Origin of the sequence: Pseudomonas sp. CCOS 191, assembly GCF_001007005.1 — a bacterium.
Taxonomy (GTDB): Bacteria; Pseudomonadota; Gammaproteobacteria; order Pseudomonadales; family Pseudomonadaceae; genus Aquipseudomonas; species Aquipseudomonas soli.
This window is the reverse complement of sequence record NZ_LN847264.1, coordinates 3924974-3948036: the sequence shown is the minus strand read 5'-3', so window position 1 is coordinate 3948036 and position 23063 is coordinate 3924974. Positions and strand designations below refer to the sequence as shown.

Sequence of the window (23063 nt, the reverse complement as noted above, 5' to 3'; positions counted from 1 at the left end):
TTATGCTCAGCGGGTTTCGTTGAACAGTTCGCGGCCGATCAGCATCCGGCGGATCTCGCTGGTGCCGGCGCCAATCTCGTACAGCTTGGCGTCGCGCAACAGGCGGCCAGCCGGGAATTCATTGATGTAGCCGTTGCCGCCGAGGATCTGGATCGCTTCCAGGGCCATCTGCGTGGCGCGTTCAGCGGTGTAGAGGATGACCCCGGCGGCGTCCTTGCGAGTGGTCTCGGCGCGGTCGCAGGCCTGGGCCACGGCGTACAGGTAGGCGCGGCTGGCATTGAGCTGGGTGTACATGTCGGCGATCTTGCCCTGGATCAGCTGGAACTCGCCGATGCTCTGGCCGAACTGCTTGCGGTCGTGGATGTACGGGACGACCAGGTCCATGCAGCTCTGCATGATGCCGGTCGGGCCGCCCGACAGCACCACGCGCTCGTAGTCCAGGCCGCTCATCAGCACGCGCACGCCGCCGTTGAGCTGGCCGAGGATGTTTTCTTGCGGCACTTCGACGTCATCGAAGAACAGCTCGCAGGTGTTGGAGCCGCGCATGCCGAGCTTGTCGAACTTGTTGCTGCGGCTGAAGCCTTTCCAGTCGCGCTCGACGATGAACGCGGTGATGCCGTGGGGGCCCTTGTCCAGGTCGGTCTTGGCGTAGATCACGTAGGTGTTGGCGTCGGGGCCGTTGGTGATCCAGGTCTTGCTGCCGTTGAGCACGTAGCGGTCGCCGCGCTTTTCGGCGCGCAGTTTCATCGACACCACGTCGGAGCCGGCGTTGGGCTCGCTCATGGCCAGGGCGCCGATGTGCTCGCCGCTGATCAGCTTGGGCAGGTATTTGAGTTTCTGCTCGTGAGTGCCGTTGCGGTTGATCTGGTTGACGCACAGGTTGGAGTGGGCGCCGTAGGACAGGGCCACCGATGCCGAGCCCCGGCTGATTTCTTCCATCGACACCACGTGGGCCAGGTAGCCCAGGCCGGCGCCGCCGTATTCTTCCGGCACTGTGATGCCCAGCAGACCCATGTCGCCGAACTTGCGCCACATGTCGGCAGGGAACAGGTTGTCATGGTCGATCTGCGCGGCGCGCGGCGCCAGTTCGGCGGCAACGAAGGTGCGCACCTGGTCGCGGAGCATGTCGATGGTCTCGCCCAGGGCGAAGTTCAGGCTGGGGTAATGCATGTGGGCACCTTCTTGTTCTTGAAATTTGGGTACCACGGCGACCTTGCGGAAACGGGGTTGTGGGAGCGGGCTTGCCCCGCGATGCCCGTCAGAACGGCCAGCTGTGTTGCCTGGTCCGGCCTCATCGCGGGGCAAGCCCGCTCCCACAACCGCGCTCCCGTCCGGTCGTCGTGATGCGTGGTTGACGTTAACGTAAACCTGCCTTCCGGGGCTGTCAATCGGATCATCACCTTTACGTAAACGTAAATCTGCGCCAGAGTATTTGCCGCCTGCTTCAGTCATGCCCAGAACAACCACAAGAAGGGATCACCATGCCTCAACCAAGCTATACCCGCGGCCGTCAGGACCACCCCTTGCTGACCCTGACCATCGGCCAGGCCTTCGATGCCACCGTCGCCCGCCACGGCGAGCGCGAGGCGCTGGTGGTGCGCCACCAGGGCCTGCGCTACAGCTGGCGCGAGCTGGCCGCCGAGGTCGATGTGCAGGCCCGGGCGCTGATGGCGCTTGGGGTGGAGGGGGGCGAGCGGGTCGGTATCTGGGCGCCCAACTGCGCCCAGTGGTGCATCCTGCAGCTGGCCACGGCCAAGGTCGGCGCGATTCTGGTCAACATCAACCCGGCCTACCGCGTGGGTGAGCTGGAATACGTGCTGCGCCAGTCCGGCTGCCGCTGGCTGGTGTGCGCCGGTGCCTTCAAGACCTCTGACTACCACGCGATGGTGCAGGAACTGGTGCCGGATCTGGCCACCCACGCATTGGGCGAACTGGCCAGCGAACGCCTGCCCGACCTGCGCGGCGTGATCAGCCTGGCCGCCGAGCCGCCCTCGGGCTTCCTGCCCTGGGCCGCGTTGGCCGGGCGGGCAGGGGCGGTCGAGGTTGACGCCTATCAGGCGCGACAGCAGGGCCTGCAGTTCGACCAGCCGGTGAACATCCAGTACACCTCCGGCACCACCGGCGCGCCGAAGGGCGCGACCCTGAGCCACTACAACATCCTCAACAACGGCTACATGGTCGGCCAGAGCCTGGGCCTGACCGAGTGTGACCGCATGGTGATCCCGGTGCCGTTGTACCACTGCTTCGGCATGGTCATGGCCAACCTCGGCTGCATCACCCACGGCAGCACCATGATCTACCCCAACGACGCCTTCGACCCGGAGCTGACCCTGCGCGCCGTGGCCGAGGAGCGTGCCAGCATCCTCTATGGCGTGCCGACCATGTTCATCGCCATGCTCGACCACCCGTCGCGCCAGGCCATGGACCTTTCCACCCTGCGCAGCGGCATCATGGCCGGCGCCACTTGCCCGATCGAGGTGATGCGCAAAGTGATCGACCAGTTGCACATGGCCGAGGTGCAGATCGCCTACGGCATGACCGAGACCAGCCCGGTGTCGCTGCAGACCGGCCCCGACGATGGCCTGGAACTGCGCGTGACCACCGTGGGCCGCACCCAGCCGCACCTGGAGACCAAGCTGGTGGATGCCGACGGCCGTATCGTCGCACAAGGCGAGATCGGCGAGCTGTGCACCCGCGGCTACAGCGTGATGCTCGGCTATTGGGACAACCTGCAGGCTACCCATGACGCCATCGATCCGGCCGGCTGGATGCACAGCGGCGACCTGGCGGTGATGGACGAAGCCGGTTACGTGCGCATCGTCGGGCGCAACAAGGACATGATCATTCGCGGTGGCGAGAACATCTATCCGCGCGAGCTGGAGGAGTTCTTCCACACCCACCCGGCGGTGGCCGAGGCGCAGGTGGTGGGGATTCCGTGCAGCAAGTACGGCGAGGAGGTGGTGGCGTGGATTCGCCTGCATCCGGGACACAGCGCCACGGCGGATGAGCTGCAGCAGTGGTGCAAGGCGCGGCTGGCACATTTCAAGGCGCCACGGCATTTCCGCTTTGTCGAAGAATTCCCGATGACGGTGACAGGGAAGGTGCAGAAGTTTCGCATGCGCGAGATCAGTGTGGAGGAGCTGGGGGGTTAGCCATGGTCTTGTAGATCAGGTCGACCAGTTCGGCGAAGGTGACGTGGGCCCGCAGGGGCTCGGCGATGAAGATGCCGAAGGTTTCCTCCATGATCGCCTGCAGCTCCACGAGGTCGAAGCTGTCGGCACCCAGCTCGTCCAGGGTGATGTCGGGGCGGATCTGGTGCAGGCTCTGCTCCAGGAAGCTTGCGAGGATCCATTGCACGTGGAAGGCGATGTAGAGGCGTGAGTGCATGCCGGAAGGATCGTCAGAGAGTGAGCCTTCTCTGTACGTGGCTTTGCGGGTAGGTGCTACTGGTAGAAATGCCAGGTGCGGTTGAGCCAGGTTTGTGCTGTGAATGCCGGCCCCGCGACGAGGCCGGCCAAGGCGGTCAGATTTGCGCAGTCTTGTCTATCCTCAAGCTTTCACCGGCGGCTCCTGGCTCGGCGGGTCGCCCACCGTCGGCGGCACGGTCGGCTTGATCGGCAGCTCGTCCGGGTCCTCCTCGGGCACCGGCGGCGGCAAGGTCGGGTCGTCGATGTTCGGGTCGGGTGTCTCCGGTGGAATGGGAATGTTCATGGGCCTGGCCTCGCGGGATGAATGAAGAGGTGTCGCAGGCTTTGACCCAAGCCTGCGCCCTGCGCTCATTTTTTTTGAACCCTCGCGCTTGCGCACGGCTCTGAACCCTTACCGCCACCAGCCCAGGGGAGCAAGGTCGATGTCTGGTAACGAGCCGTTCGAAAGCGTGCCGATGGCAGGTGATCACCCGGACCAGGCCATCAGCCTGTCCCAGGCCCTGCTGGCGCCGCGTATCGTGATCGAGGACGCAAGCCCGGTGCTCGACGGCGGCACCTTCGCCGCCAAGGCCGTGCGCGGTCACAAGGTCGATGTGGGCGCCAAGGTCTATACCGACGGCCACGACCGCCTGGCCGTGACCCTGCACTGGCGCCAGGCCCACAGCCGGCGCTGGCACTGTGTGGCCATGCATTCACCGGGCAACGACCTATGGCTGGCAGACTTCACGCCTGCCGAGCTGGGCCTGCATCTATTCAGCATCGAGGCCTGGATCGACCCCTGGGCCACCTATTGCCATGACCTGGAGAAGAAGTATGCCGCTGGCGTGGAGGTGAAGCTGGAGCTGGAGGAGGGCCGCCTGCTGCTGGGCAAGGGCATCGAACGCAGCGACGGCCTGCTGCGCGAGCAACTGGCACAGTTGCAACAGCGCTTGCCGGGCTTGCCGGTGGATGAACAGGTGAAATTGTTGCTGCACCCCGACGCTGCACGCCTGATGGGGGAGGCCGAGCACCGCAGCTACCTCACCCGCAGCCGTGAATTCCCGCTGGATGTGGACCGCGAGGCGGCCCAGTTTGCCAGCTGGTATGAGCTGTTCCCCCGGTCGGTCACCGACGACCCCGAACGCCACGGCACCTTCGACGACGTGCACCAGCGCCTGCCGATGATCCGCGACATGGGCTTCGACGTGCTGTATTTCCCGCCGATCCACCCCATCGGCATGAAGCACCGCAAGGGCCGCAACAACGCCTTGCAGGCCGAGCCCGGCGACCCCGGAAGCCCTTATGCCATCGGCAGCCCCGAAGGCGGGCACGATGCCATCCACCCGCAGCTGGGCAGCCGCGAGGACTTCCGCCGCCTGGTCGCCGCCGCCGCCGAGCACGGCCTGGAAATCGCCCTGGACTTCGCCATCCAGTGCTCCCAGGACCACCCCTGGCTGCAGGAGCACCCCGGCTGGTTCAGCTGGCGCCCCGACGGCACCATTCGCTACGCGGAAAACCCGCCGAAGAAATACCAGGACATCGTCAACGTCGACTTCTACGCCCCCGAGGCGGTGCCGAGCCTGTGGCTGGCGCTGCGCGACGTGGTGGTCGGCTGGGTCGAGGAGGGGGTGAAGACCTTCCGCGTCGACAATCCGCACACCAAGCCGCTGCCGTTCTGGCAATGGCTGATCGCCAATGTGCGCAGCCAGCACCCCGACGTGATATTCCTCGCCGAAGCCTTTACCCGCCCGGCGATGATGGCGCGCCTGGGCAAGGTCGGCTACGCGCAGAGCTACACCTACTTCACCTGGCGCAATACCAAGCAGGAGCTGCGCGAATACTTCGAGGAGCTCAACCAGCCGCCGTGGAGCCAGTGCTACCGACCCAATTTCTTCGTCAATACTCCGGACATCAACCCCTTCTTCCTGCAGACCTCCGGGCGGGCGGGCTTTCTCATTCGTGCGGCGCTGGCGACCATGGGTTCGGGATTGTGGGGCATGTATTCGGGCTTCGAACTGTGCGAGGGCACGCCGCTGCCGGGCAAGGAGGAGTACCTGGACTCGGAGAAGTACGAGATCCGCCCCCGGGACTTCACCCAGCCCGGCAACATCGTTGCCGAGATCGCCCAGCTCAACCGCATCCGCCGACAGAACCGCGCCCTGCAGACTCACCTGGGGGTGGTGTTCCTCAACTGCTGGAACGACAACATTCTCTACTTCGCCAAGCGCACCCCCGAGCGCGACAACTTCATCCTCGTGGCCATCAGCCTCGACCCGCACAACGCCCAGGAGGCCAGCTTCGAGTTGCCGCTATGGGAGCTGGGGCTGGACGACAGCGCCGACACCCAGGGCGAGGACCTGATGAACGGCCAGCGCTGGAGCTGGCATGGCAAGACCCAGTGGATGCGCATCGAGCCGTGGCACCAGCCGTTCGGTATCTGGCGCATCGAGAAATCGCGCTAGCCCCGCGATGGGCTTCAAGCTGAACCCTCGGACACAAAGGAGTCCCCAATGGCCAAGCGTTCCCGCCCGGCAGCCTTCATCGACGATCCGCTGTGGTACAAGGACGCGGTGATCTACCAACTGCACGTGAAATCGTTCTTCGACGCGAACAACGACGGCATCGGCGATTTCGCAGGCCTGATCGGCAAGCTCGACTACATCGCCGAACTGGGCGTCAACACCCTCTGGTTGCTGCCGTTCTACCCCTCGCCACGGCGCGACGACGGCTACGACATTGCCGAGTACAAGGCCGTGCACCCGGATTACGGCAGCATGGCCGACGCCAGGCGCTTCATCGCCGAGGCGCACAAGCGCGGCCTGCGGGTGATCACCGAGCTGGTCATCAACCACACCTCCGACCAGCACCCCTGGTTCCAGCGCGCCCGGCATGCCAAGCCTGGCAGCAAGGCCCGGGACTTCTACGTGTGGTCGGACGATGACCAGAAGTACGACGGCACGCGGATCATATTCCTCGACACCGAGAAGTCCAACTGGACCTGGGACCCGGTGGCCGGCCAGTACTTCTGGCACCGCTTCTACTCGCACCAGCCGGACCTCAACTTCGACAACCCGCAGGTGCTCAAGGCGGTGATCGGGGTGATGCGCTTCTGGCTCGACATCGGTGTCGACGGCCTGCGCCTGGACGCCATCCCCTACCTGATCGAGCGCGACGGCACCAACAACGAGAACCTCCCCGAGACCCATGTGGTGCTCAAGGCGATCCGCGCCGAGATCGACGCCAATTACCCCGACCGCATGCTCCTGGCCGAGGCCAACCAGTGGCCCGAGGACACCCGCCCGTACTTCGGCGAGGGCGATGGCGACGAATGCCACATGGCCTTCCACTTCCCGCTGATGCCGCGCATGTACATGGCCCTGGCCATGGAAGACCGCTTCCCGATCACCGACATCCTGCGCCAGACCCCGGAGATCCCGGCCAACTGCCAATGGGCGATCTTCCTGCGCAACCACGATGAGCTGACCCTGGAGATGGTCACCGACCGTGAGCGCGACTACCTGTGGAACTACTACGCCGAGGACCGCCGCGCCCGCATCAACCTGGGGATTCGCCGGCGCCTGGCGCCGCTGCTGCAACGCGACCGGCGGCGTATCGAGCTGCTCACCAGCCTGCTGCTGTCGATGCCCGGCACGCCGACGCTGTACTACGGCGACGAACTGGGCATGGGCGACAACATCTACCTGGGTGACCGCGATGGCGTGCGCACTCCCATGCAGTGGTCGCCGGACCGCAATGGCGGCTTTTCCCGCGCCGACCCGCAGCGCCTGGTGCTGCCGCCGATCATGGATCCGCTGTACGGCTACCAGACGATCAACGTCGAGGCCCAGGCCCACGACCCGCATTCGTTGCTCAACTGGAACCGTCGCCTGCTGGCGGTGCGCAAGCAGCAGAAGGCCTTCGGTCGCGGCAGCCTGAAGATGCTCACGCCGAGCAACCGGCGGGTGCTGGCCTATATCCGCGAATACACCGATGCCGAGGGCAACGTCGAGATCGTGCTGTGCGTGGCCAACGTCTCGCGGGCCGCCCAGGCCGCCGAGCTGGAGCTGTCGCAGTACGCCGACAAGGTGCCGGTGGAGATGCTTGGCGGCAGCGCCTTCCCGCCCATCGGCCAGCTGCCGTTCCTGCTGACGTTGCCACCCTACGGCTTCTACTGGTTCCTGCTGGCCAGCCACGACCGCATGCCCAGCTGGCATATCCAGCCCAGCGAGGGCCTGCCCGAGCTGAGCACCCTGGTGTTGCGCAAGCGCATGGAGGAACTGCTCGAGTCGCCGGCGCGCGAGACGTTGCAGGCAGCGATCCTGCCGCAGTACCTGCCCAAGCGCCGCTGGTTCGCCGGCAAGGAAGGGCCGATCGACCAGGTCCGCCTGCGCTATGGCGTGCGCATGGCCACCCCGGCGTTGCCGGTGCTGCTTGGCGAGCTGGAGGTGCACAGCGAGGGCGTGGTCACCCACTACCAGCTGCCCTTCGGCCTGTTGCCGGAGGAGCAGATCAATGCCGCGCTGCCCCAGCAGTTGGCGCTGTCGCGGGTACGCCGTGGCCGCCAGGTGGGGCTGATCACCGATGCCTTCGTGCTCGAACCCTTCATTCGCGCCGTGCTCCAGGGCTGTCAGGACGGCCTGCGGTTGGCCTGTGGCGATGGCCTGGGCGAGTTGCGCTTCCACAGCACCGAGCAGTTGGCCGCGCTGCAGCTCGATGAGCAGAGCGAGGTGCGCTACCTGAGCGCCGAGCAGTCCAACAGCTCGGTGGTGGTCGGTGGCAGCCTGGTGCTCAAATTGATTCGCCGGGTCAATCCGGGCATTCACCCGGAGCTGGAAATGAGCGCCTACCTGACCGCCGCCGGCTTTGCCAATATCTCTCCGTTGCTGGCCTGGGTCAGCCGCGTGGACGACAGCGAGCAGCCGCACCTGCTGATGATCGCCCAAGGCTACCTGAGCAACCAGGGCGATGCCTGGGACTGGACGCAGAACACCCTGGAACGGGCGATCCGCGACCAGATGGAACCCGCCAGCATTGAGCAGGAGGCGCACACTGATGCCCTGGCCGAGCTGACCGGTTTTGCCGCCTTGCTCGGCCAGCGCCTGGGCGAGATGCACCTGCTGCTGGCCGCGCCGAGCGACGACGAAGCGTTCCGTTCACGCCCGAGCGACGCCCGCGACAGCGAGCGTTGGAGCCGCCAGATCAGTGCCGAGCTGAGCCATGCCCTCGACCTGCTCGCCCAACACCGTGACACCCTCGACAGCGACAGCCAGGCCTTGGTCGACGACCTGCAGCAACAGCGCGAGGGCCTGCAACAGCATATCGACAATCTCGCCCGCCAGGCCCAGGGCGGGCTGCTGATGCGGGTGCACGGCGACCTGCACCTGGGCCAGGTACTGGTGGTACAGGGCGACGCCTACCTGATCGATTTCGAGGGCGAGCCGGCGCGGCCGCTGGACGAACGCCGGGCCAAGCACAGCCCGTACAAGGATGTCAGCGGTGTGCTGCGATCCTTCGACTATGCTGCTGCGATGATCCTGCGCAGCGCCTCGGCGGTAGACCTCTCCGAAGCGGCGCGCCAGGCCCGGCAGCGGGTCGCCCGGCAGTACCTGCACCAGTCGCGCCATGCCTTCGTCGAAGCCTACGGGTTGGCCACCGCCGCCATGCCCCACGCCTGGCAACAGGCCGAGGGCGAGCGCGCCGCGCTGGAGCTGTTCTGCCTGGAGAAGGCCGCCTACGAAATTACCTATGAAGCCGAGAACCGGCCAAGTTGGCTGGCCGTGCCTTTGCATGGCCTGCATGGACTGATCAGTACCTGGGGAGAGTCATAGATGAATGCAACCACGCGTGACAACGGCGGCCTTCGGCAACGGGACCTCGATGCCCTGGCCCGCGCCGAGCACGCCGACCCGTTCGCCGTACTCGGCCCGCACCCCGATGGTGCGGGCGGCCAGTTCATCCGGGCCTTCCTGCCCAGTGCCCTGAGCGTGCGCGTGCTGGCCCGCGACGACGGCCGGGTACTCGCCGAGATGCGCCCGGGTGGCGTGCCCGGGCTGTTCACCGCGCACCTGGACCAGGCGGCCCCCTACCTGCTGCAGATCGGCTGGGCCGGCGGCGAACAGGTCACCGAGGACCCCTACAGCTTCGGCCCGCAGTTGGGCGAGATGGACATGTACCTGTTCGCCGAGGGCAACCACCGCGACTTGTCCGGGCGTTTCGGCGCCCAGCCGACCGAGGTGGATGGGGTTGCCGGGGTGTGCTTTTCGGTCTGGGCGCCGAATGCCCGGCGGGTGTCGGTGGTGGGCGAATTCAACAACTGGGATGGCCGTCGCCACCCCATGCGCCTGCGCCATGGCGCCGGGGTGTGGGAACTGTTCGTGCCGCGCCTCGGCGTGGGCGAGACCTACAAGTTCGAAGTGCTCGGCCAGGACGGCGTGCTGCCCCTCAAGGCCGACCCCCTGGCCCGCGCCACCGAACTGCCGCCGAGCACCGCGTCGAAGGTGGCCGGCGCCCTGGCCCACGAATGGCGCGATGGCCATTGGCTGGAACACAGGGCCCAGCGCCACGCCTACAGTGCGCCGCTGTCGATCTACGAGCTGCACGCCGGCTCCTGGCGCTGCGAGCTGGACGACGCCGGCGAGGTCGCCCGCTACTACAACTGGCGTGAACTGGCCGAGCGCCTGGTGCCTTACGTGCAGGAGCTGGGCTTTACCCATATCGAGCTGATGCCGATCATGGAGCACCCCTTCGGTGGCTCCTGGGGCTATCAGCCGCTGTCGCTGTTCGCCCCGACCTCGCGCTATGGCAGCGCCGAGGACTTCGCCTTCTTCGTCGACGCCTGTCACCAGGGCGGCATCGGTGTGATCCTCGACTGGGTGCCGGCGCATTTCCCCACCGACGAGCATGGCCTGGCGCGGTTCGACGGCACCGCCCTGTACGAATACGACAACCCCCTGGAAGGCTTCCACCAGGACTGGAATACGCTGATCTACAACCTCGGCCGCAACGAGGTGCGCGGCTTCATGTTGGCCTCGGCGCTGCACTGGCTCAAGCACTTCCATATCGACGGCCTGCGCGTGGACGCGGTGGCCTCGATGCTCTACCGCGACTATTCGCGCAAGGCCGGCGAATGGGTGCCCAACCGCCACGGCGGGCGCGAGAACCTCGAGGCCATCGACTTCATCCGCCACCTCAACAGCGTCGCCGCCCATGAAGCGCCGGGCGCGCTGATCATCGCCGAGGAATCCACCGCCTGGCCCGGCGTCAGCCAGCCGGTGCAGCAGGGCGGCCTGGGCTTCGCCTACAAGTGGAACATGGGCTGGATGCACGACACCCTGCACTACATCCAGAACGACCCGATCCACCGCACCTATCACCACAACGAGATGAGCTTCGGGCTGATCTACGCCTATTCCGAGCACTTCATCCTGCCCATTTCTCACGACGAAGTGGTGCACGGCAAGCATTCGCTGATCGACAAGATGCCCGGCGACCGCTGGCAGAAATTCGCCAACCTGCGGGCGTACCTGACGTTCATGTGGACCCATCCGGGCAAGAAGCTGCTGTTCATGGGCTGCGAGTTCGGCCAGTGGCGCGAATGGAACCACGACCAGCAGCTGGACTGGTACCTGCTGCAGTACTCCGAGCACCAGGGCGTGCAGAAGCTGGTGGCCGACCTCAACCGCCTGTACCGCGACCTGCCCGCGCTGCACGAGCAGGACTGCCAGCCCCAGGGTTTCCAGTGGCTGATCGGTGACGATGCGCACAACAGTGTGTATGCCTGGTTGCGCTGGAGCAGCCAGGGCGAGCCGTTGCTGGTGGTGGCCAACTTCACCCCGGTACCGCGCGAGGGCTACCGCATCGGCGTGCCGTTTGGCGAGCACTGGGTGGAACTGCTCAACAGCGACGCCGAGCTGTATGCCGGGTCGAATGTCGGCAATCTCGGGGCGGTGGTGGCCGATGAGCTCCCCAGCCATGGCCAGCCATTGTCGCTGGCGCTGAACCTGCCGCCGTTGGGAGTATTGGTGATGAAGCCGGCCTGATGTGTCGACTGTCCTGGCCTCATCGCCGGCAAGCCGGCTCCCACAGAGTGCTATCCCTGTGGGAGCCGGCTTGCCGGCGATGAGGCCGAGCCTGCTTACCAGCGCATCCTGACCCCCAGGCTGCCGATCAGCCCATTCAGGTCATTGTCATCCACATCGGAGCTGTAGTCGGCGCTGACGAACAGCGCCACGTTCGGCGTCACCCGGGCCACCAGGCCCAGCCCCAGTTCCACCGTGGCGGCGCTGCGCGAGCTGGAGATCTTGTCCACCTGGTCCAGCTTCACCGGGTCGGCGTTGCTGAAGTCGTACCAGACGTTGGTGCGCACATAGGGTTCGATGGGCATGCCACGCACCTCGTAGCGCGCCGACAGCTTGGCACCGACCCGGCCGCTCCAGCTGGGTTGGCTGTCAAAGGCCTGCAAGGTCTCTTCCTGCACCTGGCTGCCGGGGAAGAACTGCTGGTTGATCAACTGCGCCTGGGGCTCGATCACCCAGCCGGCGCCCAGGCCGATGGGGAAACCGCCCTCCACCGAGAAGGTCATCGCGTGGCCGCTGTCGTCGAGGCGCTGGCCGGCCTGGGAACGGCCGTTGACGTCGATGCGCGTGCCCATGGCCACGGCGTCCACGTGCCAGCCCTGCTCGTGGGTCATGCTCCAGTACACGCCCAGGCTTTCGCCACTGAGGTTGACCGCGTTGCGCTGCTTGTCGCCAAGCAGCGGGCGCATGCCGTTGAAGGTGCTCTGCAGGTTGTTGTGGCCGACGAAGATGCCCGCGCGGTGCACATTGCCCGCGTTGGTTTCACGCACGAACAGGTCCGGGCCGATCACCATCTGCTGGCTGGGTGCCTCCACCTGTGCCGGTGGCTGGGCGCCCTGGCGCGGCGTGCCGGGGAAGAATTGCGCCCACTGGCTGGCGATGTGTTCGTTGTCGAGTTGGCCGTGGCGCTCGCCCATGCGTTCGGAAAATGCGTTGAGCATGCCCTGGCTCAGGCCGCTGGCGCTGACCGGATCGAGCGATAGTCGCGGCACCTCGGGCTGCGCCAGGAAGGGGGCGAACGGCTCGCCCTCCTGCAGTTCGAACGCGAAGGTTTCCACCGGGGTTGCCAGGAGCAGCGACGTGGAAACCGCACAGAAAAAAGCGTCGAAGCGCGAGGGATTCGAGGTGCTTTTCATGGCGGATCTCCTGTTGTTGTGTGAAGTAAACAGCCCGATACCTGGCCTGATGTCACGAGCTGTACGACAAGAACAGGGGCGACCCAAACCAGCGCGCCAGCTTCTTGGAACGCGCACGAGGGCGCGAGCTAGAGGCCCGGCACGAGATTTTCCATCTGGTGATTACTGTTCAGCTAAGGAGAGGACGGCGCTTGCGTCAAGAAAGCGTGAAATGATCGCGAAATGCCTGTTTGACTAGTTAACTTGTTGAATAATGACAAGTTTCAAGCAGGTATATCGACAATGGTGATTTCCCGCCGCGTGGCTATGCCGAATCGTTGCTACAACCGCACTTCCACCGCCAGCGGCAGGTGATCGGACAGGTGGGTCCAGGGCTTGTTGCCGAGGATTCTCGGCGCGTGGCTGTCGGCATTGCGCAGGTACACGCGGTCGAGGCGCAGCAGGGGCAGGCGGGCGGGGTAGGTGCGGGCGAGCAGGCCATGGTGGCGCTCGAACGCCTCGTGCAGGTCGCGGTGCAGGCGCAGGGTGCGGTTGCCGCGCAGCTGCCAGTCGTTGAAGTCGCCGGCGATGATCACCGGGGCGTCGGCGGGCAGGGCGTCGAGCAGTTGGCGCAGCAGGTGCAGCTGCTTCTGCCGATGCCGTTCGAGCAATGACAGGTGCACGCAGATCGCATGCACCTGGCGCTGGCCGGGTACGTCCAGCACGCAGTGCAACAGGCCGCGGCGCTCGGGGCCAGTGATCGATACGTCGAGGTTGCGGTGCTCGATGATCGGGTACTTGGACAGCAGCGCGTTGCCGTGGTGGCCGTCGGGGTAGACCGCGTTGCGGCCGTAGGCGAAGTCGCTCCACATGCTGTCGGCAAGGAATTCGTACTGCGAGGTCTGGGGCCAGCCGGGGTAGCGCGCGGCGTGGCGGTCGTGGCTGCCGAGTACTTCCTGCAGGAACACGATGTCAGCCCCGGTGCTGCGCACCGCCTCGCGCAACTCCGGCAGGATGAAGCGCCGGTTGAAGGCGGTGAAGCCCTTGTGGGTGTTGACCGTCAGCACCTTGACCCGGTGCACGGCCGGGGCCTGGCTGACGCTGGCGAAACCTGGACTGCTCACGACGGCTCCTGTTGACACGTCCCCTGTAGGAGCGGATTCATCCGCGATCATCCGCGAAGCGGGTGCCCATCATCGCGGCGTCTGGATCGCGGCTAAAGCCGCTCCTACAGGGGGCAGCGTTGGCGATCAAGGCTACAGTGTAGGACCGAAAGGCCCATTGCAGGTTCAGTCCTCTTCTCGCTGCAACACCATCAGCAGCAACGACCGCCCCTTGACCTCGAACACGGTATCGAACGCCAGGTGCTGCGCCTTGCGCAGCTCGGGCCGGTCGGTGTCGACCAGGCAGCTCCAGTAGTCGCCCTCCGGCACCGCCGGCAGGGTGAACGGCACCACGTCGTGGTACGCGTTGACGATCAACAGCATGGTCGCCTCGGCGCCGGGCCGGGCGATGCCGCTGACCTGGGCGCGGCCATCCATCAGCATGCCCAGGCAACGCCCGTGCGGATCTTCCCACTGCTCGACGGTCATCTCGCTGGCGTCCGGAGCCAGCCAAGTGACGTCCTTGACCCCGATCGCCTCGTTGTAGTCGCCGACCAGGAAGCGCGAACGCCGCAGGATCGGATAGGCCAGGCGCAGCCGGGTCAGGCGCTTGACGAAGGCCATCAGCGCCTGGCCGTCTTCGTCCAGGTCCCAGTTCACCCAGCCGATCTCGCTGTCCTGGCAGTAGGCGTTGTTGTTGCCGTGCTGGGTGCGGCTGAACTCGTCGCCGGCGACGATCATCGGCGTGCCCTGGGCCAGCAGCAGGGTGGCGAAGTAGTTGCGCATCTGGCGCATGCGCAGGGCGTTGATCGCCGGGTCGTCGGTGGGGCCTTCGACGCCGCAGTTCCACGACAGGTTGTTGTCGGTGCCGTCCTGGTTGTTCTCGTCGTTGTCCTCGTTGTGCTTGTCGTTGTACGACACCAGGTCGCGCAAGGTGAAACCGTCGTGGGCGGTGACGAAGTTGACCGAGGCGTAGGGGCGCCGGCCGCGGTTGTTGAACAGGTCGCCCGAGGCGGTGATGCGCGCGGCGAAGTCGGCGAGCATGCCTTCATCGCCTTTCCAGAAGCTGCGCACGGTGTCGCGGAAGCGGTCGTTCCATTCCGCCCAGCCCGGGGCGAAGTTGCCCACCTGGTAGCCGCCGGGGCCGCAGTCCCAGGGTTCGGCGATCAGCTTGGTCTGGCTGAGCATCGGGTCCTGGCGACAGGCGACGAGGAAGCCGTGGCGCTCGCTGTAGCCGTCGTGATAGCGGCCGAGGATGGTCGCCAGGTCGAAGCGAAAACCATCCACGTGCATCTCGCCGGCCCAGTAGCGCAGCGAATCGGTGACCAGTTGCAGCACCCGTGGATGGCTCATGTCCAGGGTGTTGCCGGTGCCGGAATCGTTGATGTAGAAGCGCCGGTCGTCGGGCATCAGGCGGTAGTACGAGGCGTTGTCGATACCGCGCATCGACAGGGTCGGGCCGCGTTCGTTGCCTTCGGCGGTGTGGTTGTAGACCACGTCGAGGATCACCTCCAGCCCGGCGTCGTGCAGGTGGGCGACCATCTCCTTGAACTCGGCGATCTTGCCGCTGGCCAGGTAGCGCGGGTGGGGGGCGAAGAAGGCGATGCTGTTGTAGCCCCAGTAGTTGTTCAGGCCCTTGTCTAGCAGGTGCTGGTCGTTGACGAAGGCGTGGATCGGCAGCAGCTCGATGCTCGACACGCCCAGCTCCTTGATATGGCCCAGCAACTCGTCGTTGGCCAGGCCCGCGAAAGTGCCGCGCAGGTGCTCGGGCACCGCCGGGTGGCGCATGCTGATGCCGCGGGTGTGGGCCTCGTAGATGATGGTGCGCTCCCAAGGGATCGACACGCGCTGGTCGCGACCCCAGGTGAAGGCCGGGTCGATGACCTTGCACTTGGGCACAAACGCCGCACTGTCGCGCTCGTCGAACGACAGGTCGCCGTCGGGGTGGCCGATGGTGTAGCCGAACAGTGCCTCGGACCATTTCAGCGTGCCCACCAATTGCTTGGCATAGGGGTCGATCAGCAGCTTGTTGGGGTTGAAGCGGTGGCCGTTCTCGGGCTCGTAGGGGCCGTGTACCCGGTAGCCGTAGATTAGGCCCGGGTGGGCGTCGGGCAGGTAGCCGTGGTAGATCTCGTCGGTGTACTCGGGCAGCTCGATGCGCTCGATTTCGTTTTCGCCCGTGGCGTCGAACAGGCACAGCTCGACCTTGGTGGCGTTGGCCGAGAACAGGGCGAAGTTGACCCCAAGGCCGTCCCAGGTGGCGCCGAGGGGGAAGGGCAGACCTTCGCGAATGCGCGACGGGGCGACGGAGCGGGTTTTCTTCGGGGTGCGGGGGCTCATGGCGGTCCTCATGGTCCGTGGTCGGAAGCGGGGCCGCTGTGCGGCCCATCGCTGCGGTTCGTCGCTACGACAAGCCAGCTCCCACAGGTACAGCGGTACCTGAGAAGTCTGCACGGACCCTGTGGGAGCTGGCTTGCCAGCGATGAGGCCGGTACAGGTACTACGACGAATTCAGCCTGCCGGCTTCTTCACTGCTCTGGTTTTTTTCACCGGGAGCGGTTTTTCCACGGGGGGAGCGGCCTTCAGCTTGGCCGCTGCCTTCTTGCGTGGCGGCGCCTTGGGGGCCAGCGCCTCGGCTTCGGCCAACTTGCGCGCCTTGTCCCAATGTTCCTCCTCGCGCCCCTCGGGCTTACCCTCCGACTCCCAGATCTGATAGGCGAACTCGCGAATACGTTTTTCATCGACACTCATCACGACGCTCCTGAATACAGTTAGGCATGATCAATCAACACATTGACCGGAAACTCTGCCAGCACGGTGCTCAACATCAGCTCCCTTGAAGGGGTGACAGCACCGCCGCCGAAAAGTCCCGAACAGTTGGCAGGCGACAAGGCAAACGGCAGTACAAGCCGGGTATCGTCCCAGTTCTGAGCCGGGATCAACGGGGTGGTGGCCGCGCCCAGCAGGGCGCTGGCCAGCCGTGGCACGACAATGACGGCGCGCTCGCCCTGGCCGAGGCGGGCAAAGGCCAGCACCTGGTCGGCGTGGCGGCCCTGTACGCTCAGCGGCAGGTAAGCGCCGCGCTGGAACAGCTCGGGATGGGCCTGGCGGGCGTCCAGCACGCGGGCCACCAGGGCCTGCTTGATGCGGCCATCGCGCCAGTGGGCGAGCAGTTCGGCCAGGGGCGTGCCGTCGTCGAGGCTGGCGCGCCTGGCCGGGTAGTCCACCGGGAGGCGGTTGTCCGGGTCAACCAGCGAAAGGTCCCAGTACTCGTTGCCCTGGTACAGGTCCGGCACGCCGGGGGTGGTCATGCGTAGCAGGCACTGCACCAGGCCGTTCAAGGCGCCGGGGCAGGCCAGGCGCTGCGCGGCCTCGTGCAGGGACTGGCGCAGCTGCTGGTTTTCCTCGTCCAGCAGCAGGCCGTCGACATAGGCCGCGCAAGCCGCCTCGTAGCGTTCGTTGGGTGCGGCCCAGCTGCTGCGCAGTTTGGCTTCGCGCAGGGCCTTGCATTGCCATTGGCGCAGGCGTTCGGCGTAGCGCTTCAGGGCTTGCGGGGCATGCAGGTCGAGGTCCAGCGGCCAGCTGCCGAGCAGCGTCTGCAACAGCAGCAGCTCGTCGCCGGGGCTTGGCGCCTGCCCATCGTCCAGTGCTTCGCGCAACGGCGCGGCCAGCTCGCGCCAATGCTCGACACGGCTGGCCAGCCAGGGCGCGCGTTCGCTGAGCACGGCCAGCCGCGCGCGGCAGTCTTCGCCGCGCTTGTGGTCGTGGGTGGCGGTGGCCAGCAGGTTGTCGGGAAAGTCGCGCAGGCGGCGCTGGGCTTCGTTGTGGAACCAGGCCGCATCGGCGCTGAAACGCTCGGCATCGAAGCCCACGTCGTTGCGCGACAGAAGCCGGGCGGATCGATAGAAGGCGGTGTCCTCCACGGCCTTGGCGGCGCTGGGGGCGGTCAGTTGCTGGAAGCGCACGCAGGCGTGGCGCAGGTGCTTGCGCGGGCGGCCTGGCGGCAGGTGCCGCCAGGGTTGGCCGCCAAGCCAGCGTTCGAGCTGATCGAGCAGCGGCCAGTCGGCTTCCCCCAGCGACTGGCGCGCGCCGGTTAGCGCCTGCTGGAAGAACGCCTCGTCCTCGGCAGGGCGGCCGCAGGCGTTGATGTAGGTGCGGTACACCGGGTAGTGCTCGACCAGCGCCTGCAGCGCCCGGCGAATGGCGCCGAGGGTGAGGTCGCGGGTCATCAGGTCGTCGCGGGCCACCTGCAGCAGGGCCTGGGCCACCGATTCGCAGTCGCCGGCCAGGCTGGCGTTGAGCACCAGGTGGCGGGCGATGCGCACCTCCTCGGGGAATTCGGGACGCTCGCTGGTGCTGCGCCATAGTTCGTCCAAGGTGGGCTCGCCCGCAGGGTCGTGCTGCAGCAGCGACACCTGGTTCATGAATTCGTAGCCGGTGGTGCCGTCGGTGAGCCAGTCGCGGTGCAGGTGTTCGTCCGTGCCGAGGATCTTTTCCACGTAGATCGGGAAGTGGGCCAGCGCGGCATCGACGGGACGTCGCGCCAGCAGCGAATCGACCCGGCGGCGCAGGTTGCGGCAATAGCGGCGCGGATCAGCGAGGCCATCGATATGGTCGATGCGCAGGCCATCGACCAGGCCGCGCTGGATCAGCTCGAACAGCTTGGCGTGGGTGGCCTCGAACACCACCGCACGTTCCACGCGCAGGCCGCCGAGTTCGTTGATGTCGAAGAAGCGCCGCCAGTTGATGTCGTCGGCGGCGGTGCGCCAGCTGGCCAGACGATAGGTCTGGCGTTCGAGCAGCAAATGCAGGCGCTTGAAGCCTGCTTCGTCGCGGCTGTCGAAGGCGGCGAGGGCCGCTTGCGGATCCGCGCCGGCGGCGGCCAGGCGCGCCAGTTCGCGGTGTAGCGGCTGGGCCTCGGCCAGCGGTTCTGCCGCCTCGCCAAGGGCGCTGAAGTGCGCGGCCAGCGCTTGCAGGCGCGGATCGTCGGCCTGGCCGAGGATGCGTGGATAGTCCAGTGGGCAGATCGGGAAACGGTGCTCATGGTGGGCGACTTCGAAGCGCCCGTGTTGCGCATCGAAGGTCAGCGGGATCTCGCCGTTGTGCAGGGCGGCGCCATAGTCGCTGCCGAGGAACGGCAGCAACAGCTGGCCGGCCAGCAACGGGTCGCTGGAATGCCACTGGATATCGAAGAATTCCGCGTAGGGGCTACGCCGGCCCCAGGCCAGCAGGCTCTGCCACCAGGGGTTGTCGGCGCCGCCCACGGCCATGTGGTTGGACACGGTGTCGACGATCAGCCCCATGCCATGCTGGCGCAGGGCGGCCACCAGGCGTTCGAGCGCCGCCTCGCCGCCGAGTTCGGGATTGACCCGGGTCGGATCGACCACGTCATAGCCGTGGCGTGAGCCTGCGCGGGCGGTGAGGATCGGCGAGGCGTACAGGTGGCTGATACCCAGCCGGGCGAAATAGGGCACCAGCGGTACCGCATGGTCGAGGGTGAAGTCGCTGTGCAGTTGCAGGCGCAGGGTCGCGGTCAAGGGTTTCATCGGTCACGCTCCCAGGCTTGTTCGCGGGCCTGGGCCAGCAGTTCCAGGCGCCGGGCGGCGTCCTCGTCGTCCAGCAGCTCGCGTACCGGCGCCTTGAAGCGGCGGCGCCAGTTGGGATGGCCGGTAGTGGTGCCGGGCAGGTTGGGTTGCTCGTCGCAGCCCAGCAGATCTTCCAGCGGCACCAGCACCAGCGGTGCGCGGGTATGGCCGACGTAGCGGATCGCCGCGTCGATCAGCGCCGAATCGTCGCGCAGTGGCCCGTAGTTCTGCTCCAGGGTGCGGCGCAGGCCGTCGCGCTCCAGGGCCCGGGTGTGGCGCCAGTGCAGTTCGGTGGCGGCGTCGATCAATTGCAGGCGATGGCTCCAGTCGATGTCCCGGCTGGCCAGCCAGCCGGCGAGCGGCGCCAGGTCATGGGTGCCGGTGGTGGCCAGGGCGTTGTCCGGCCAGTCGAGGATCGGCGTGAACCGGCCCGGCGGCTGCTGCTCGAACGGCAGCACGCGCATGCCCAGCACGGCCTTGTCGGCCAGGCGCTCGCGCAAGCCCTCGGGCACGGTGCCCAGGTCCTCGCCGAGGATGATCGCCTGGTGTCGCACCGACTCCAGTGCGAGGAGGCGCAGCAGGTCGTCCAGCGGATACTCCAGGTAGGCCCCTTCGCTGGGCTTGGCGCCACGGGGGATCAGCCACAGGCGGCGCAGGCCCATCACATGGTCGATGCGCAGGCCGCCGGCATGGGCCAGGTTGGCCCGCAGCATCTCGATGAAGGCGCGGTAGCCATTGCGCCGCAGGCCTTCGGGGGAGAATGCGCAGATGCCCCAGTCTTGCCCGGCGCGGTTGAGGATATCGGGCGGGGCGCCGACGTTGAGTTCAGCCAGCAGTTCGTCCTGGCGGCTCCAGGCCTGGCTGCCGGCTCCGTCGGCGCCCACTGCCAGGTCGGCGATCAGGCCCACGGCCATGCCGTTGCCGCGCGCCGCGTCCTGGGCCCGTTGCAGGCTGCGCTCGGTCAGCCACTGGCAGAAGGCATGGAACTCGACCCGCGCCGGATAGGCGTTGGCGAAGGCCTCGACCTCGGGGTCGTAGGGGTCGTGCCAGGCCTTGGGCCAGTTGCGCCAGTCCGCGCCCAGGCCGTTGCTCACCGCCTCGGCCTGCAGCACTTCGAAGCGGCAGTGGTGTTCCAGTTGCTCGCCGGCGCTGGCGCGGAAACTGTCGAAGTCCGCGCGCAAGGGGTGCTCGCCCTGGCTGAAGTGCCGGTAGAGCGCTTCGAGCAGGCGCAGCCGGGCCTCGGCGGCCCTGGGCCAGTCCACCAGCGTTTGCTGCTCCAGCGCTTCGAGGGTGGCCTGCAGTTCACAGGCCTCGGTGGCCATGCGCACTTCGCGTTCGCCGAAGACCACGCCGGGGCTGGCATAGAGCACATTGAGCAGCAGGCGGCTGGACGGCGAATAGGGGCTGTAGTGGTGCTGGTCGAAGGCCGACAGGGTGTGGATCGGGCTGATCGCCAGGGCATCGGCGCCGCGCTCGGCGGCGTGGCGCGCCAGTTGTTCCAGCGCCAGGCAGTCGCCAAAGCCGCCATCGCCGGGGCGACGCAGGCTGTACAGCTGCACGGCAAGGCCCCAGCAACGGGGTGGGGGTTGCTCCACGCAGTCTTGCAGGGCATGGCAACGCGCGGGTGCCACGGCCACGGTGCAGGTCCGGCCATCGATATCCAGGCGGTGATAGCCCAGGGGCAAGCCGGCCGGCAGCCGCGCCTGGGCGTCCAGGGTCAGGCTGCGCTGGCTGCCGTCTTCCAGGCTGCAGCGCACCTGGCTGGCGGCGCTGAAGTAACGCTGCAGGTCGAGGGGCTGGTCGATGTCGACGGTCAGCAGCGGTGGCAGGTGCTCGCTGTCTTCGGCCTGCTCCACGGCGCGCAGGCTGGCGTCGATCTCGGCAGCGTTGCCTACCGGGTGGCCAAGGCCTGAGAGCACCTGGCGCAGCACGTCATCGCTGACCTGCTGCGGGCGGTTGTTGGCGTCGATCCAGTCGCGGGCCAGGCCCACCCGGGCGGCCAGGCGGTGAAGGGGCTCTGCGCTCATGGCGTCTCCTGGTCGGGGGGCAGCAGGCTCACCACGCAGCTATGCGCGGCGAGCGTCGAGTCGGGGTGGGCGTTGTCGCTGCTGTCGAACAGGCGGCGGGGCAGGGCCGGTAGGGTGACCGGCTGGGGCTGGGCATCGAGGTTCAGGTCGATGCGCAGCTGCTGGCCGTCGCCCAGGCGCCAGCGGGCGGTCAGCGCCTTGGCGCCGAGCACCTCGCAGCCCTCGGCGCGGGTGCCGGGCAGGTGCGGGATGACATGGCGCCTGCGCAGTTCGAGCAGTTGCTGGTACAGGCCGTGCCAGCCGGCCAGCACCTCCTGTTGCCGAGGTTTGGAGGTCTCGAAGGTGGCCTCGGCGTTGGGGTCGGGTATCTGCTCGCGCTTCTGCGGATCGGCGAAGGCCTCGAAATGGGCGAACTCGCCACGCCGGCCTTCACGCACGGCATCGGCCAGCGCGTCGTGGAAGTCGGTGAAGAACAGGAACGGCTTGCGGCTGCCGTCGTCGTCGCCCATGAACAGCAGCGGGATCATCGGCGTCAGCAGCAGCAGGGTGGTGGCGGCCTTCAGCGCCTGCGGCGGGCAGAGTCGGGACAGCCGTTCGCCCAGGGCGCGGTTGCCGACCTGGTCGTGGTTCTGCAGGAACAGCACGAACGCGCTGGGCGGCAGGTGGCCGCTGGGTTCGCCGCGCGGCCTGCCGTGGCGGTCGGGCTGGCCCTGGAACACGAAACCCTCGGCCAGGCAGCGCGCCAACTGCTCGATTGGCCGGTCCTTGTAGTCGGCGTAGTAGCCTTCGGTTTCGCCGGTCAGCAGTACGTGCAGGGCGTTGTGGCCGTCGTCGTTCCACTGCGCATCGAAGCCTTGCTCGAGCAGCGTGGCCTGGTTGTGCTCGTTCTCCAGCACCAGCCAGACCTGCCGCCCGGGCTCGACCGTGGCGCGTACGCGCTGGGCCAGCTCGACGAGAAAGTCCGGCTGGTCGATGGCGTGCACCGCATCCAGGCGCAGGCCGTCGCAACGGTAGTCGCACAGCCACATCAGGGCGTTCTGGATGAAGAACTCGCGCACCTCGGTGCGGCGGAAGTCGATGGCCGCGCCCCACGGGGTCTGGCGGTCTTCACGGAAGAACGGGCTGGCGTAGCGGTGCAGGTAGTTGCCGTCCGGGCCGAAGTGGTTGTAGACCACGTCCACCAGCACCATCAAGTGCTGGCCATGGGCGGCGTCGACCAGCGCGCACAGGTCCTGCGGGCGGCCATAGCTGTGCTGCGGGGCGAACGGCAGCACGCCGTCGTAGCCCCAGTTGCGCTCGCCAGGGAACTGCCCCAGCGGCATCAGCTCGATGGCGCTGACCCCCAGTTCGGCCAGGCGCGGCAGCACCCTGGCCACGCCGGCGTAGCCGTCGAGCAGGCCGACGTGCAGCTCCTGGATCACCGCCTCGTGCCAGGGCCGCCCCTGCCAGGGATGACGCCACGGGTAGCCGTCCAGGTCGACCAGTTCGCTGGGGCCCTGCACGCCCTCGGGCTGGCAGCGCGAGGCCGGGTCGGCCACCCGCAGTTCATCGTCGATCACGAACTGATAGCGCTCGCCCGCCTGGCAGGGGGCGACGCCGGTGTACCAGCCATCGTCGTCGGGCAGCAGTGCCACGGGCGGCTGCTGGCCGATCGCCACGCTCACGCTGCGCGCATCCGGCGCCCACAGGGCGAAGCGCGCCGACGTGGCGTCCAGCAACTGTGCGCCATGCTTGTGCATCGTCGGCTCTCC

Annotated in this window: 14 protein-coding genes; 4 read left to right on the top strand and 10 right to left on the bottom strand. The window is 67.0% G+C overall.

The window, feature by feature from the left end:
* Window positions 1–6: 6 nt before the first annotated feature.
* The gene (locus tag CCOS191_RS17430) at window positions 7–1170 is read right to left on the bottom strand and encodes an isovaleryl-CoA dehydrogenase (protein ID WP_023631987.1); all 1164 of its coding nucleotides are present in this window, start codon (window positions 1168–1170) and stop codon (window positions 7–9) included.
* 311 nt (window positions 1171–1481) lie between these two features.
* Here CCOS191_RS17430 and CCOS191_RS17420 point away from each other — a divergent pair, with 311 nt between their 5' ends.
* On the top strand, window positions 1482–3152 hold the full coding sequence (locus CCOS191_RS17420; protein ID WP_046856294.1) for an AMP-binding protein: 1671 nt from the start codon (window positions 1482–1484) through the stop codon (window positions 3150–3152).
* Here the strand turns inward: CCOS191_RS17420 and CCOS191_RS17415 are convergent.
* Window positions 3127–3387, bottom strand: a complete 261-nt coding sequence (locus CCOS191_RS17415) for an acyl carrier protein (protein WP_046856293.1) — start codon at window positions 3385–3387, stop codon at window positions 3127–3129. The two genes, CCOS191_RS17420 and CCOS191_RS17415, sit on opposite strands and share 26 nt — an antisense overlap.
* A gap of 162 nt (window positions 3388–3549) precedes the next feature.
* Complete coding sequence (locus CCOS191_RS28230) at window positions 3550–3711, bottom strand: hypothetical protein (protein ID WP_167388392.1); 162 nt, start codon at window positions 3709–3711, stop codon at window positions 3550–3552.
* A 139-nt stretch (window positions 3712–3850) separates the two neighbouring features.
* On the opposite strand from CCOS191_RS28230, the gene CCOS191_RS17410 reads away from it, so the two are divergent.
* From CCOS191_RS17410 to glgB, 3 genes are read left to right on the top strand one after another with little or no spacing between them, the layout of a single operon-like run.
* The gene (locus CCOS191_RS17410) at window positions 3851–5869 is read left to right on the top strand and encodes an alpha-1,4-glucan--maltose-1-phosphate maltosyltransferase (protein ID WP_046856292.1); all 2019 of its coding nucleotides are present in this window, start codon (window positions 3851–3853) and stop codon (window positions 5867–5869) included.
* Between the two features lie 48 nt (window positions 5870–5917).
* Window positions 5918–9235 carry a maltose alpha-D-glucosyltransferase gene (treS, locus tag CCOS191_RS17405; protein ID WP_046856291.1) on the top strand — a complete coding sequence of 1106 codons (3318 nt, stop codon included), beginning with the start codon at window positions 5918–5920 and terminating at the stop codon, window positions 9233–9235.
* Window positions 9236–11446 (top strand): 1,4-alpha-glucan branching protein GlgB, encoded by a 2211-nt coding sequence (gene glgB, locus CCOS191_RS17400; RefSeq protein WP_046856290.1) that lies wholly within the window; start codon window positions 9236–9238, stop codon window positions 11444–11446.
* A gap of 95 nt (window positions 11447–11541) precedes the next feature.
* Here glgB and CCOS191_RS17395 read toward each other — a convergent pair whose 3' ends face one another.
* The 7 genes from CCOS191_RS17395 to treZ form a co-directional block, all read right to left on the bottom strand.
* Complete coding sequence (locus tag CCOS191_RS17395; protein ID WP_046856289.1) at window positions 11542–12618, bottom strand: autotransporter domain-containing protein; 1077 nt, start codon at window positions 12616–12618, stop codon at window positions 11542–11544.
* A 320-nt stretch (window positions 12619–12938) separates the two neighbouring features.
* Complete coding sequence (locus tag CCOS191_RS17390; protein WP_046856288.1) at window positions 12939–13772, bottom strand: endonuclease/exonuclease/phosphatase family protein; 834 nt, start codon at window positions 13770–13772, stop codon at window positions 12939–12941.
* A gap of 114 nt (window positions 13773–13886) precedes the next feature.
* Window positions 13887–16040, bottom strand: a complete 2154-nt coding sequence (gene glgX / locus CCOS191_RS17385) for a glycogen debranching protein GlgX (RefSeq protein ID WP_046856287.1) — start codon at window positions 16038–16040, stop codon at window positions 13887–13889.
* Between the two features lie 171 nt (window positions 16041–16211).
* Window positions 16212–16454, bottom strand: coding sequence for a DUF2934 domain-containing protein (locus CCOS191_RS17380; protein ID WP_046856286.1), 243 nt, complete (start codon window positions 16452–16454; stop codon window positions 16212–16214).
* A 17-nt stretch (window positions 16455–16471) separates the two neighbouring features.
* Window positions 16472–19246, bottom strand: coding sequence for a malto-oligosyltrehalose synthase (locus CCOS191_RS17375; protein WP_046856285.1), 2775 nt, complete (start codon window positions 19244–19246; stop codon window positions 16472–16474).
* Window positions 19243–21312: a 4-alpha-glucanotransferase gene (gene malQ, locus CCOS191_RS17370; RefSeq protein WP_046856284.1), complete on the bottom strand. Its 2070-nt coding sequence runs from the start codon at window positions 21310–21312 to the stop codon at window positions 19243–19245. Before malQ ends, CCOS191_RS17375 begins: the two co-directional genes overlap by 4 nt.
* Entirely contained in the window at window positions 21309–23051 is a 1743-nt protein-coding gene (gene treZ, locus CCOS191_RS17365) for a malto-oligosyltrehalose trehalohydrolase (protein ID WP_046856283.1), read from the bottom strand. The genes malQ and treZ overlap by 4 nt, the downstream gene beginning before the upstream one ends.
* Window positions 23052–23063: the final 12 nt, after the last annotated feature.

Bases quoted from the DNA above. Each gene is read 5' to 3' on its own strand.
- CCOS191_RS17430 (WP_023631987.1), bottom strand. From the start codon at position 1,170: ATGCATTACCCCAGCCTGAACTTCGCCCTGGGCGAGACCATCGACATG.
- CCOS191_RS17420 (WP_046856294.1), top strand. From the start codon at position 1,482: ATGCCTCAACCAAGCTATACCCGCGGCCGTCAGGACCACCCCTTGCTG.
- CCOS191_RS17415 (WP_046856293.1), bottom strand. From the start codon at position 3,387: ATGCACTCACGCCTCTACATCGCCTTCCACGTGCAATGGATCCTCGCA.
- CCOS191_RS28230 (WP_167388392.1), bottom strand. From the start codon at position 3,711: ATGAACATTCCCATTCCACCGGAGACACCCGACCCGAACATCGACGAC.
- CCOS191_RS17410 (WP_046856292.1), top strand. From the start codon at position 3,851: ATGTCTGGTAACGAGCCGTTCGAAAGCGTGCCGATGGCAGGTGATCAC.
- treS (WP_046856291.1), top strand. From the start codon at position 5,918: ATGGCCAAGCGTTCCCGCCCGGCAGCCTTCATCGACGATCCGCTGTGG.
- glgB (WP_046856290.1), top strand. From the start codon at position 9,236: ATGAATGCAACCACGCGTGACAACGGCGGCCTTCGGCAACGGGACCTC.
- CCOS191_RS17395 (WP_046856289.1), bottom strand. From the start codon at position 12,618: ATGAAAAGCACCTCGAATCCCTCGCGCTTCGACGCTTTTTTCTGTGCG.
- CCOS191_RS17390 (WP_046856288.1), bottom strand. From the start codon at position 13,772: ATGATCGCGGATGAATCCGCTCCTACAGGGGACGTGTCAACAGGAGCC.
- glgX (WP_046856287.1), bottom strand. From the start codon at position 16,040: ATGAGCCCCCGCACCCCGAAGAAAACCCGCTCCGTCGCCCCGTCGCGC.
- CCOS191_RS17375 (WP_046856285.1), bottom strand. From the start codon at position 19,246: ATGAAACCCTTGACCGCGACCCTGCGCCTGCAACTGCACAGCGACTTC.
- malQ (WP_046856284.1), bottom strand. From the start codon at position 21,312: ATGAGCGCAGAGCCCCTTCACCGCCTGGCCGCCCGGGTGGGCCTGGCC.
- treZ (WP_046856283.1), bottom strand. From the start codon at position 23,051: ATGCACAAGCATGGCGCACAGTTGCTGGACGCCACGTCGGCGCGCTTC.